The organism is Mycolicibacterium pallens, from assembly GCF_019456675.1.
GTDB lineage: Bacteria > Actinomycetota > Actinomycetes > Mycobacteriales > Mycobacteriaceae > Mycobacterium > Mycobacterium crocinum.
This window is the reverse complement of the sequence record NZ_CP080333.1, coordinates 5,963,987-5,976,419: the sequence shown is the minus strand read 5'-3', so window position 1 is coordinate 5,976,419 and position 12,433 is coordinate 5,963,987. Positions and strand designations below refer to the sequence as shown.

13 protein-coding genes are annotated in these 12,433 nt (G+C 65.7%); 10 read left to right on the top strand and 3 right to left on the bottom strand.

What is annotated here, in order from left to right; translation table 11 throughout:
- Positions 1-189 precede the first annotated feature (189 nt).
- From K0O64_RS29195 to K0O64_RS29175, 6 genes are all read left to right on the top strand, one after another.
- Positions 190-1,257, top strand: a complete 1,068-nt coding sequence (locus K0O64_RS29195; protein WP_425574818.1) for an IS110 family RNA-guided transposase — start codon at positions 190-192, stop codon at positions 1,255-1,257.
- Between the two features lie 14 nt (positions 1,258-1,271).
- Positions 1,272-1,448 (top strand): universal stress protein, encoded by a 177-nt coding sequence (locus K0O64_RS30015; RefSeq protein ID WP_225933580.1) that lies wholly within the window; start codon positions 1,272-1,274, stop codon positions 1,446-1,448.
- A 21-nt stretch (positions 1,449-1,469) separates the two neighbouring features.
- Positions 1,470-2,147, top strand: coding sequence for a universal stress protein (locus K0O64_RS29190; protein WP_225933579.1), 678 nt, complete (start codon positions 1,470-1,472; stop codon positions 2,145-2,147).
- 173 nt (positions 2,148-2,320) lie between these two features.
- The gene (locus K0O64_RS29185) at positions 2,321-3,202 is read left to right on the top strand and encodes a coiled-coil domain-containing protein (RefSeq protein ID WP_071948417.1); all 882 of its coding nucleotides are present in this window, start codon (positions 2,321-2,323) and stop codon (positions 3,200-3,202) included.
- Positions 3,203-3,367: 165 nt separating this feature from the next.
- Positions 3,368-3,781 (top strand): NAD(+)--rifampin ADP-ribosyltransferase, encoded by a 414-nt coding sequence (gene arr, locus K0O64_RS29180; RefSeq protein ID WP_071948418.1) that lies wholly within the window; start codon positions 3,368-3,370, stop codon positions 3,779-3,781.
- A gap of 69 nt (positions 3,782-3,850) precedes the next feature.
- Complete coding sequence (locus K0O64_RS29175) at positions 3,851-5,464, top strand: arylsulfatase (RefSeq protein ID WP_096312596.1); 1,614 nt, start codon at positions 3,851-3,853, stop codon at positions 5,462-5,464.
- A 105-nt stretch (positions 5,465-5,569) separates the two neighbouring features.
- Here K0O64_RS29175 and K0O64_RS29170 read toward each other — a convergent pair whose 3' ends face one another.
- On the bottom strand, positions 5,570-5,932 hold the full coding sequence (locus tag K0O64_RS29170; RefSeq protein ID WP_071948420.1) for a hypothetical protein: 363 nt from the start codon (positions 5,930-5,932) through the stop codon (positions 5,570-5,572).
- A 172-nt stretch (positions 5,933-6,104) separates the two neighbouring features.
- On the opposite strand from K0O64_RS29170, the gene K0O64_RS29165 reads away from it, so the two are divergent.
- From K0O64_RS29165 to K0O64_RS29150, 4 genes are all read left to right on the top strand, one after another.
- Entirely contained in the window at positions 6,105-6,707 is a 603-nt protein-coding gene (locus K0O64_RS29165; protein WP_071948421.1) for a CIA30 family protein, read from the top strand.
- Between the two features lie 27 nt (positions 6,708-6,734).
- On the top strand, positions 6,735-7,175 hold the full coding sequence (locus K0O64_RS29160; protein WP_071948422.1) for a pyridoxamine 5'-phosphate oxidase family protein: 441 nt from the start codon (positions 6,735-6,737) through the stop codon (positions 7,173-7,175).
- A gap of 133 nt (positions 7,176-7,308) precedes the next feature.
- Positions 7,309-8,697: an oxygenase MpaB family protein gene (locus tag K0O64_RS29155; protein ID WP_096312595.1), complete on the top strand. Its 1,389-nt coding sequence runs from the start codon at positions 7,309-7,311 to the stop codon at positions 8,695-8,697.
- Between the two features lie 53 nt (positions 8,698-8,750).
- Positions 8,751-9,698 carry an alpha/beta fold hydrolase gene (locus K0O64_RS29150; RefSeq protein ID WP_096312594.1) on the top strand — a complete coding sequence of 316 codons (948 nt, stop codon included), beginning with the start codon at positions 8,751-8,753 and terminating at the stop codon, positions 9,696-9,698.
- Positions 9,699-9,751: 53 nt separating this feature from the next.
- Here K0O64_RS29150 and K0O64_RS29145 read toward each other — a convergent pair whose 3' ends face one another.
- Together K0O64_RS29145 and K0O64_RS29140 are read right to left on the bottom strand one after the other, a co-directional pair.
- Positions 9,752-10,246 (bottom strand): TspO/MBR family protein, encoded by a 495-nt coding sequence (locus tag K0O64_RS29145; RefSeq protein ID WP_096312593.1) that lies wholly within the window; start codon positions 10,244-10,246, stop codon positions 9,752-9,754.
- A gap of 31 nt (positions 10,247-10,277) precedes the next feature.
- Positions 10,278-12,425 carry a DNA gyrase subunit A gene (locus K0O64_RS29140; protein ID WP_096312592.1) on the bottom strand — a complete coding sequence of 716 codons (2,148 nt, stop codon included), beginning with the start codon at positions 12,423-12,425 and terminating at the stop codon, positions 10,278-10,280.
- Positions 12,426-12,433: the final 8 nt, after the last annotated feature.

The following is a 12,433-nucleotide window of genomic DNA, read 5'->3' as shown; positions in this document are numbered from 1 at the left end:
CGCTGTTGCGGTGGTTGGATCCTGATCACCTGGTGTCTGGCTCGTAGTCTCGGTGCCGCCTTCGGGTTGGCGTGCATGCGTTTTGTCGGCATCAGGTGTGAAGGACCGGCCGGCGTGACTTGATAGGAGCGTGGCATCGCCCCCACTGAGATGTGTCCGCCGACCGGCCCAACCGTCACCTCACAGTGAATGGAGGCAACCACCATGGTTGTTGTTGGAGCCGATGTACACAAGCGCACGCACACCTTCGTCGCCGTCGACGAGGTGGGCCGCAAGCTCGGGGAGAAGGTGGTCAAGGCCACCACTGACGGGCACCGTCAGGCGGTGCAGTGGGTCCGATCCCAGTTCGGCGTCGAGGTGGTGTGGGCGATCGAAGATTGCCGGCACCTGTCAGCGCGGCTGGAGCGAGATCTGCTGACCGCTGATCAGAAGGTGGTCCGGGTACCGCCGAAGTTGATGGCCTATGCCAGAGCCTCGGCGCGCACCCGGGGTAAGTCTGACCCGATCGATGCGCTGGCCGTGGCGCGGGCCTACTTACGGGAGCCCGATCTGCCGATCGCCTCCCATGATGAGGTGTCGCGGGAGTTGAAGTTGTTAGTAGATCGACGCGAAGACCTTGTCGGGCAACGCACATCGACGATCAATCGATTGTTGTGGCGGGTTCATGAGTTGGATCCCAGTCGGACTCCCAAGCCGGGTTCGTTGGATCTCGCCAAGCATCGCACGCTGTTGGGCGACTGGCTGGCGACGGTGCCCGGTCTGGTCGCCGAGCTCGCCCGCGACGAGCTGGCCGACATCACCCGGCTGACCGAACAGATCGATGCGCTAGCCAAGCGGATCGGTGAACGCGTGCGGGTCATCGCCCCGGTGCTGCTGGCGATGCCGGGGTGCGGGGAACTGACCACGGGCAAGATCATCGGTGAAACCGCCGGGGTGACCCGCTTCAAAAGCGAGGCGGCTTTCGCCCGTCACAGCGGTGTGGCGCCGATTCCTGTGTGGTCGGGCAATACCGCCGGACGGGTCCGCATGACCCGCACGGGCAACCGCCAACTCAACGCCGCCCTGCACCGCATCGCCGTCACCCAGATCCGCCTTCCCGGCCTCGGACAGACCTACTACCGACACCGACTCGCACAAGGCGATTCCAGCACCGAGGCCCTGCGCTGCCTCAAACGCCGACTGGCCCGCGTCGTCTACAGCCATCTCCACACCGATCACAGAAATCGAACTCAGCCTTGCCAAACAGCAGCGGCTTGACATAGGAGAAACTCATGACCACCGCTGCCCTAGAACAGCCCATCGTCGTCGGTATCGACGGATCGGACGCCTCCCTCGGCGCTGCCCGCTGGGCCGCTCAGTTGGCCACCGCAGAGTCCCTGCCGCTGACGTTGCTGCACGCGGTCCCGCGACACGACTGGCATTTCACCGTTGCCGAAGCACCCACCTAACCCGATGACAACCGTGATGAGGTGCTCGCGAGGGCGGAAGCGGACGTTCGGGCGGCGCATCCCGATCTCACGGTCAGCACGTCGACGGTCAAGGCAGCAGTTGCGACTGCCCTGGCTGATCCTTCGCAAGAAGCGCGACTGCTCGTGGTGGGCACCGGTGCGGCGGACCATCGAGCGCTGGGCGGCCATGCCGTGCGAACCGTCCATCAGGCCCAGTGTCCGGTCGTCGTCTGGCGAGCCCCCGTCGCCAAGCGGACCGGCAAGCCGTTGCCGGTCGTGGTCGGAGTCGACGACTCCGAGGCGTCCGGCCGCGCGCTCGCGGAAGCGTTCGACATCGCCCGCGCGCTGCGTGCGCAGCTGACGGTCGCGCACATGTGGGAGATCGACGCCGCGGTCGGGATGGGCGATCTCGGTGGCGAAGGGAACATGGACTGGCAGCTGCTGGATGTTTTGGAGACCCGACAGCGCCGACGGATGGACGAGTTGGTGCAACCGCTGGCGCGGAAATATCCGAACGCCCACGTCGTCAAGGTCTTTCAGGACATCAGTCCCGCGAAAGGGCTCACCGATCTGTCGCGGGAGGCTCAACTGGTGGTCGTCGGCAGTCACGGCCGGGGGAGGCTGGCGGGGTCGGTCCTCGGCTCGGTCGCCCAGAACCTCATTCATCACGCCGAATGCTCGGTGCTCGTGGTCCGGTAGTTCGGCACGGTTGGACAACCTCCGCACCGTTTCGTAACCTTTCCGAGACCTTAGGCATACGGGTCGGCAGTCCGACGAAGATGACGTCGGCGGCAGTCAAAGGATGCGCAGTCGTGAAGTTCCACCGGCCTTTCGCGCCGAAATCGGGCCCGAGCAGGGCAGCGGGAGCGATCATGATCGTCACCGCCCTCGGCCTATCGTCGGTCGGCTCGGCGTTGGCCGAGCCGGAAGTGGACGACCTGGCCAAGCTCAACGAGTTGACCAAGCAGGCGCAGCAGCTCATCGAAACCGCCCAGTCCGTCCAGCTGGACCTCGAGAAGAAGGTGCAGCTGCAGGCCGACGCGGAGCGCAAGCACGCTGACGATGTGGCGGTGCTCGAATCCACCCAGGCGCAGCTGGCCGACTACCAGGGGACCGTCGACAAAGCCGCGGCGGCCTTCTACGCCGGCGGGCGCACCGATAGCGTGAGCGCATTCTTCACGGCCGCGTCGCCACAGCGCCTCATCGACGAGCTGGCCTTCCAGCGAGCAATTACCGACCAGATGTCAGGCCAGCTCAAGACCTTCCGCAACGCCAAGCAGCGGGCAGAGGTCGCCGCGGCGGCTTCTGCCGAATCGGCGGCCACGGCCAAAGAGGCCGCCGATGCTGCGGCGGCCGTGCGCGCTGATCTGGAGAAAAAGCAGTCGGAGGTCGAGGGCCAGGTCAGGCTGGTCCGGGCGACCTATTACGCGCTGCCGGCCGCCCAGCAGGCTCTCTTGGGCCCGGGCGGTGCGATCCCCACCGTCGGGATGAGCGGTCTGGTCCCCAACGCCCGCACCCTCGCCGCGTACATCATCGCGACCTTCCCCAGTGTGCAGTCCATCGGTGGCGTGCGCGCAGACGCCCTTCCCGATCACCCGAGCGGCCACGCCATCGACATCATGATCGGTTCCGATATGGCACTGGGCGATGCGATCAACGCCGACGTCCAAAGTCAGGCCGAACGCTTCGGGGTGTCGTACACGATGTGGCGGGTGGCCAACCACTTCAACCACGTCCACGTCACGGTTTCCTGAATCCTGCCGCGAACCCTCCCAACCTCACTATAGGGCCGGGAGGGGGCCTTGCGGCAAGACCCCTGACCTGCTGCACAATCGTCCGGCGGCGCATCGAATCGCTCACATCTTTCGGTGCGAAAGCCGTTCTTGCCGAGGGTAAATCGCGGATATCAGGGGGCGAACATGAGTGAAGTGCTTGACGAGGGCCCGTTCTTTCATGGCACGAAGGCGCAGCTGCAGCCGGGAGATCTCCTGCGGGCCGGGTTCAACTCGAACTACCGGCCGGAGGTCGTCATGAATCACATCTACTTCACCGCCCTGCGCGACGGGGCTGGACTGGCGGCAGAGCTGGCCACGCTGGACGGGTCGACGCCTCATGTCTACGAAGTCGAGCCCACCGGACCCTTCGAGAATGACCCCAACGTCACGGACAAGAAGTTTCCGGGTAACCCCACGCGGTCGTTCCGGAGCCGAGAACCGCTTCGGGTGGTGCGTGAAGTCGTCGACTGGACGCGGTTGACTCCGGAGGCGTTACAGACGTGGAAAGACCGGCTTGCCGAGCTCCGCGCCGATGAACGAGGCGAGATCATCAACTGACCGATCAGCTGGTGCGGACCAGGGCTGAACAACGACGGGTCTTGGGCGGGCGTGACAGGATGCTTCAGCGTGACACGCCCCAACTTTCTGGTCATCGTGGCCGACGACCTCGGGTTCTCTGACATCGGCTCCTTCGGCGGTGAAATCAACACACCCAATCTGGACCGACTGGCCCACGCGGGCATCAGGCTCACCGATTTCCATTCCGCTCCGGCCTGTTCGCCGACGAGGGCGATGCTGCTGACCGGAACCGATCACCACGTCGCCGGAATCGGCACCATGCTCGAGATGGCCGCCCCTGAGTTCCGCGGGGCCCCCGGCTACGAGGGATATCTGAACGACCGGGTCGTGGCGCTGCCCGAACTTCTGCGCGACGCCGGTTACCTGACGCTGATGTCGGGCAAGTGGCATCTGGGCGACACGATCGAGAGGTCGCCGTGGGCACGGGGATTCGACCGCTCCTTCGCCCTGCTGCCGGCCGGCGCCAGCCACTACGGCACCCGCGGGGGTGGCGGGCTCTCTCCGGTCCCGACGATGTTCACCGAAGACGATCAGTTCGTCACCGTAGGCGAGGACTTCTACTCGTCCGATGCGTACGCCGACACGCTGCTGCGGTACCTCCGCGAACGTCCTCAAGACGGTGAAGACCGGCCCTTCTTCGCCTACCTGCCCTTCCAGGCGCCGCACTGGCCGCTGCACGCACCACGGGAAACGGTCGCGGCGTATAACGGCCGCTACGACGCCGGACCGGACGCATTGCGCGAAGAGCGGCTGGCAGCGCTTGTCCGGTTGGGTCTGTGTCCATCCGACGTCGAGCCGCACCCGGTGGTCGCCGACGGCGCCCCCGAATGGGCGGACATGACCGATGAGGAGCGTGCCATTTCCGCCCGCAACATGGAGGTCTACGCCGCCATGGTGGACAGGATGGACTGGAACATCGGCCGGGTGATCGACTACCTCGAGGGCACCGACGAGCTCGACAACACGGTCATCATCTTTCTGTCGGACAACGGCGCGGAGGGAACGATCGTCGAGGCCATGCCGCTGCGCGGTCCCGAAATCGAAGCGTTCGTTGCCAAGCACTGTGACAACAGTTTGGACAACCTCGGCGCTCCCACCTCCTGGGCCTGGTACGGCCCGCGCTGGGCGCAGGCCGCCACCGCGCCGTCGCGGCTGCACAAGGCCTTCACCACCGAGGGCGGAATCCGAGTGGTCGGCTTTGTCACCTGGCCGGGCTTCGCCCGGCAGGGGGAGATCGGCACGGCGTTCACCACCGTCATGGACATCGCTCCGACCCTGCTCGAACTGGCCGGTGCCGCGCATCCCGGCACCGAGTACCAGGGCCGGGAGGTCGAGCCGATGCGCGGCCGATCGATGGTGCCCTACCTGTCCGGACAGGAGGACGCGGTGCATGACGCCGATACCGGCACCGGCTGGGAGTTGTTCGGCCGCCGCGCAATTCGCCAGGGCGATTGGAAGGCGCTTCATCTGCCCACGCCCTACGGTTCCGGCACCTGGCAGCTTTACGACCTCTCACGCGATCCCGGCGAAATCGACGACCTGGCCGCCGCCCGGCCCGACAAACTGGCCGAGTTGCTCGCGCTGTGGGACCGCTACGTCGAAGAGAACGGCGTGATCCTCGGGCCGGTGTCGCTCTTCGATATCGACCTTGAGGCGTACTGACCGAGCAGGCGCAAATCGGCATGGCCCCCAGGAGAGCGCGGCTCCGGCCGAGGGAACGTGATCTGGAAGCTGTTGAGAGCCAACGCTATTCGAGGTAGCCGGACCTCATCCGAGCATCGGCCGGTAATCAGCCGCTTCGGCCTCGGCGGCAAGCAATGCACCCAGCTCACCCTCCTGCTGGGCGACAAATACACCGATCACTTGCCGGCATACCTCCGGCACGCTCACCCCACGCACATCCGCAATACGTTTCAGTCCCATCAGCATTGACGTCGACACGTGAAACTGCACAGCGAACTGACCGCACGAACCATCCTCAGGCGGCAAACCCGGACCCACCACCACGGGTTCATCCGTCCCGTACTCGCCCACCTCGGCACCCCGAGCTCGCTCAACAGCGCCACCACCAGCGCCGCCATCCACGCCGTCGGCTGGGTCCCGGAACTCCTCGTGGCTGAACAAGCTCATTCTGCCCACGCTAGACCTCGACGATCGTGTACGGCCACGACCTCGAGTTCTGGGAAACCATCCCGAACGCGCCCGCGCGCGTGGGCATGGCGACCCACGCCTGGGTTATCGGTTCGAATTTCGTAATCCTGGTTGCGTTCTCCTACGCCGCTCACTTCCCTACTTTGGGGGGATGGGGTCTTACCAACGTCGTTGGCGGGCGCGGACAACTCTGGCGATCACCTGCTTGGCGGCACTGATCCTGTCGTACGGAAACGCCCGCGGGGTCGCTCGGGCAGACGACGCAGTCCTCGCCGACCTCAGCGATCCTGCCGCGGTAGCCGCCTGGACAACGGTCAACGATCCAGTCATGGGCGGCCGGTCCACCTCGTCGGTGACCTTCGGCAACGGGGGACTGGTCTTCTCGGGCAACATCTCGCTGGAGAACAACGGCGGATTCGCCTCGGCCCGCGCTCCGGTCGACTCCGCGATCGGTACCAGGGCCAGCGGTGCGACGTCACTGAGTGTGCGAGCACTGGGGGATGGCAAGACCTATGTCCTGAAAGTGGAGACAGGGCAGCCATGGTCCTACATCCAGCGCTTCACCACCGATGCCGGCGTCCGGCGGGCCTACGACCTGCCCGTCGGCAACTTCGAATCGGTGGGCATGTTCCTCAACCCCGTACCGGCACCGCCGCTGGACCCGTCGACGATCAACCGGGTTGGCATCTACATCCTCGACAAACAGGAAGGCCCATTCCGGCTCGTCGTTACTGCCATCGACAGTTCACGCTGAGAGGCCGAGGAGTGCTTAACTCTGCCCATGCCAAGAAAACTCAGTGCCGAAGAAGTCGCGGCGTATCTCGATAGCCGTCCGGGCTGGGCGGTACTGAGCACCATCGACTCGGATGGTTTTCCGCACTCCGTACCCCTTGGGTACTTCCGCCTCGACCGAGACGTCATCCTCGGTGTGCGAGATGGAACCCGCAAAGTGGCCAATATCGAAAGCAACCCGAACGTGAGCGTCATGGTCGAAGACGGCTCCACGATGGCCGATATCCGTGGGGTGATGATCCAAGGTCGCGCCCGCATCGTCCGCGAGTCTGGTGAAGCACTCGAGCTCGCCAGGGCAGGTGCTCGGGCGCGGGGCGTGCCAGAGTCCGAATGGCCCACCGCACCCAGACCGGGCGCCGCCTACATCCGCGTGACCCCGGTCCGAACGTTGTCGTGGGATTACGGCACCCCGACGTCAGACCGGGGTTAGCGGCCGTCCAGCGCAGCGGCACGTCCGTCCGGAACACACCGATCGTCGATCATTTCGGCGATGACGGCTGAGCTCCCGGCCAAAACTGACAACGGACGTTGCCAGAAAGTCGCGTCCGCGATAACGTCGCTTCATGACGGTGACTGGTGAGCGTCCCGACATCCTCCTCGAGGACGTCGACTTCAATCGGCGTGATCATCCCGACCGGCCGTTGCGGCCGATCCCGCCTGGTCGTGACCACTTCGCCGACCAGTGGCGCTACATGCGCGAGTTCATCTTCGGCGAGTGGATCGACATCGAGAAAGAGCTCGAACCCAGCGACCTCACCCGCCTGCGTGACGATTACTTCTGGCAGCGCGACGAACTCATGACCGGCGTGGTCGAGGCGTTCGAGCGGCTTGGCCACGAGCAGGGTCGGGCACTGTTCGAGCAGGCGTTGACCCAGGGCATCGACACACTCGACGATCCGCCGCAGGAGTTGGTCGACCTCTTCGAGCACCTCGATAACCTGCCCGCCCAGTTCGATCTGGAATCCGCCGAACGAGGCCGGATGCTGGCGATGTCGAGCACGTTCGCCGCCACCACGATCATCCGCGGGTGGGCGTTCTACGAGACCGCGATGACCGGTGACATCTCCGCCGCCACCGGCGCCACCGGCCGATTCGCCGACGACGGTCCACGCCGGTTCATCGAAACCGCCCGCGTATTCGCCGAATTCACATTGCCCGACATCTTCGACCGCAACTCGGACGCCTTCCAGGACGTGGTCCGGGTGAGGTTAATGCACGCACTGGCGAGTAAGGGGTTGCGCCGCAAGTGGGGCGACGATGTCTACCTCAAGTTCGGCGAACCCATCCCGGTGACGTCATTGCTCGGGTTCGGCAGCGGCATGCTGCTCGGACGTCTCGTGGACCACGCCTTCGGGCGCAAGCTGACCTCGCAACAGCTCGAGGATCTCGCCGAGTACTCGTCCTTCTCCGGCCGGCTGTGGGGAGCCCCCGAGGCACTCCACTCGCCCAACGGCCTGGAACTGATCAAATCACTGAATTATGTTCTGGCCCGGGGCGGTAACCCATCCCCGTGGCGCGCTCAACTCGTCGACGCCATCGCCGGGCCGGTCCACTTGACGACGCTGACCGAGGCACTCCCCGCCCCGATCAAGAAGATCGTCGCCCGGCACGTCAACACGATCACGGCCAGCGTCGCCCTGGCTCCCGCAGGAGTCGTGTTCGGATACAAGCAGATCGAGGCCATGGTGGCCGGCACGCTGTTCGAGCCCCTCGGCTACAACTTCGAACGCCGGGTGCAGATCTTCACCAACCTCACCAAGCTCAACGTCGCTATCGCGATCGTGACCGACAAACTGCCCTGGTCCAACCCGATACGCGAGCGCAGGAAGAAGAGCGGAGCCGCCGCACGCGAGCGCATCGCCATGCTCACCAAGATCGCCCGCGGTCGCGAGATTCCGCTGACCTTCACCCACCATGACCGCTCGACGGCGGGTGAGGGGTTCACCGGCTAGCCCGCCAGTCCCACAGGATCGGCCGGGGCGGGCCCGTACTACGATCGAAATTCATGACGGAAGGAGCGCCACAGCCGGCGTCGACACCGGGGGAGGGCATCGAGGTCCCCCCGCTGGACGTCGTGGGCTCCGGCATTCTTCCCCCGATCGAGGACTCGGTACGCCGACGGTTTTGGTGGCTCGAACGGTTGGCGCCCTGGGTCGGATCACGGTGGGCGGTCGAGTTATGGTGCACCCCACCGGTTCTCGAGTCGAGTCTGCGCTTGCCACCCGGTGTGTCTCCAGGCCGGCCGATCGAAGCGTTCTGGGATGGGCATCGGGTCGTCGGTGAGGAATGGGGCGAGGGACCGCCGGTATATCTGGTGCACGGTTGGGGCGGGCAGCGCCCGCATCTGGCCATGTTCGTCAAACCGCTGGTCGAGGCCGGGTATCGGGTGGTCGCGTTCGACCTGCCGAGCCACAACGAATCCGATCCGGGTGAGCTCGCTCCCGGACGCACCACAGCCACCGAGTGTGCCGATGCGATCGCGGCCGTAATCGAGACCCATGGGCCCGCTCACGCGGTGGTCGCTCACTCGCTGGGCGCGAACGCGACGGCATTGGCGGCGGCGCAGGGCGCGCCGGTAGGACGCCTGGTCTTCTTCGCGCCGATGGGCGATTTTCCGCTGTACCTCGACCTGTTCGCCGCACGCCATGGCTTCGGCCGCCGGATCCGCGCGGGCCTACACCGTCGTCTGGAAAAGCGAATCGCCATGCCGCTGCATGAGACCAACATGACCCGCCTCGCTCGACGGGCCGACTACCCTCCGTTGCTTCTCATCCACGACCCCGACGATCCGGACAGCCCGTATGCCGCCAGTCAGCGTCTGGCCGCGGCGTGGCGAGGCGCACGGCTCCTGACCACAAAAGGGCTCGGCCGACTGGCCCACTATCGGGTGTTGCGCCACCGCCCCGCGATCACCGCCGGGGTCGAGTTCATCGGCGAGCGGGCGGACGGTTAGCCCGCGGGTATCACCGCCACATTGGTGCTCGCCAGCCCCGATCCCGAGAATGGTCAGCTGTTCAGCGACCACACCGAGTAGTTCAGGACCGTCGCGAAGAGGCTCCACGCGAAGTATGGGATGAGCAGCGCGGCAGCCGTGCGGTTGGCCTTCCAGAACAGCGCAATGGTGGCGGCCAGGACTACGTCGAGCAGCAGGATGTCCGCGAGTGCTACACCACGCCAGCCGAGGCCGAAGAACAACGGTGACCAGACCAGGTTCAGGATCAGTTGTGCGGCGTACAGGATGATCGCCGGGTTGCCGAATCGGGAGTCCGCCCGCCACACGAGCCAGGCGGCGATCGCCATCAGCGCGTACAAGACGGTCCACACCGGTCCGAAAACGTTGGGCGGTGGTGCCCAATCGGGTTGTGTGAGCCGTCCGTACTCGCTCGCGGCACCAGCAGAGGCGAGCCCGCCCAGCGCGGCTACCACGGCGACAGCGATGAGCGATACGACAAGCGCGAGAATGTGCCGAGAGCGCGTCGTTGCCGGGATCTGCGAAGTCATCTGCCGCCCTTTCTGTCGGAACCGAGGCCGATCACACCGGTTGGTCCGCCGGAGTCACATCCGTCCCGGACCCCTTGATCGAGGCCTTCGCGCGATTCTCGGCGCGCACGGACCGCTTGCCGCGCACGTAACCGGTCGCGGATATCGACGCCGACAGCAGGGCATCCTCGCCCTTCACGAACGGATGGAATCCGACGCCTGCGCCGCCACGGCCTTTGACCGGAATGTCAGCGACTTCGGTTACCTTCCAACTCTTTTCGGCCACCGACAGGATCGCCTCGCCGTTGCCGCACGACACCGGCAGTGCGGCGATCACCTCGTCACCGTCACCGCCCAGCTTTATCCCGGCCACGCCGTTACCCGCAGCGCCCTGCGGGTTCACCGCAGCAGGGTCGATACGCAATATCTTGCCCCGCCGCGTCACCAGCGCCAGGTGGTAGCCGAGCGGGAGCACCCCCGAACTCAACAGCCCGGTGATGTCCGGCGCCACCGGAATGTCGCGAATCTTGTAGGGCAGACCGTTTCCGGTGGTGAACTTCACCCGCCCGTCGGTCCACACCGCCCATCCGAGTCCTGAGGTGAGCAGCTCGCCGTGACTGTCGGAGAACACCCCGCGATCGTCGAGGCGCCAGGCGGCGTTCACCTTTCGTTCGCGAGGGCCGTCCTCGTCGGCGTTCGACGTCACCGGAGTGGCCTCGGCATCCAGCACGGTCCGCCGGTCGAACTCCGGTCCCTTGAACAGTTTGGCGGTTTCGACGAGCTCCTCGTCGATCACCTTTCGGCGTGCGTCGGGGTTGGACACCAGCTCGGTCAGTTCGGCGAACTCGGCGTCAAGCTTCTCCGCTTCGGCCCGCAGTTCGATGACATCGAGCTTCGTGAGCCGTCGAAGTTGCAGTGCCAGAACATAATCGGCCTGCACAGCGTCGATCGCGAACCGCTCCTGCAATCCCTGGCGCGCCTCGTCAACGGTGTCCGAGCCGCGAATCACGGCAACGGCGGCGTCGATGTCGAGGTGGATCGTCATCAGACCGGCGACCAAATGCCGACGGGCGGTGACCTTCTCCAGCCGATACTCGCTACGGTGCAGCACCACCGAGTCCCGCAGATGCAGGAACGCGGAGATCAGTTCGCGCACCGACCACCAGCGCGGCACCCGATTCTCGTCGAGGGCGACCAGACTGGCGGCGAAGGTCGACTCCAGCGGGGTCAACGCCAGCAGTTGCTCACGGATGTCCTCGGCGCTGTGTCCGCGCTTGGCGGTGACCACGATCCGCAGCCCGTTGCGGCGATCGGTGAGGTCCGACATGTCGGCCACACCCGACATCTCGCCGGACTCGACCAACGCCCGAATCCGTTCCTGCACAGTGTTACTCGCGACACCTGGCGGCAGTTCGGTGATGATGCAGTTCTTGCCGTCGACACTCACCGTGCCGCGTACGGTGAACGCGCCCCGGCCGGTGGTGATGTACTCCCGCAGTCCGGCCGTGCCGACCACGGTCGCCCCACAGCCCCAGTCGGGGCCGGGAATGAGTTTCACCAGTCTGTCGTCGGTCATGTTCGGCGTTTTGAGCAGCGCACGGCAGGCGGCCATGACCTCGCGGGGGTTGTGCGCGGGGACCTTGGTGGCCCAGCCCTCGGCGATGCCGACGGCGCCGTTGCACAGCAGCACCGGCCACTGGGCCGGCAGCATCGTCGGTTCTGTCCACTCGCCGTCGAACGTCGCGACCATCGGGACCGCGTGGTCGTCGAGTTCAGCGGTCAGCGCCGCGCCGGGTGCGGACAACCGCATCTCGGTGTAGCGGTCGGCGGCGGGGATGTCGCCTTGGATGCGCGGGAAAGCGCCTTGGCCGTCAATGACTTTCACGCGCTGGAACTCGGCGGCCATCAACGCGGCCGCCCCGTACATCGATGCGCCGCCGTGGGGGTGCAGGTTGCCGGTGACCGCCGAACAGACCTTGGAGGACTTCTGCGGCTTGTTGCCTGGCAGCAGCCTCGAGTCGTGCATCTGATAGAGCAGACGCCGCTGGCCCGGCTTGAGGCCGTCGAATGCAGACGGGATGGCGCGGTCGCTGACGCTGTAGAGCGCGAACGTCAGTTGGTAGTGGTTCCAATAGTCGTCGGCACTCTGCTCGAGCACCAGGTCGGCATTCTGCTCGGGAATGTCCAGGGTCGCGGTCACGTGATACT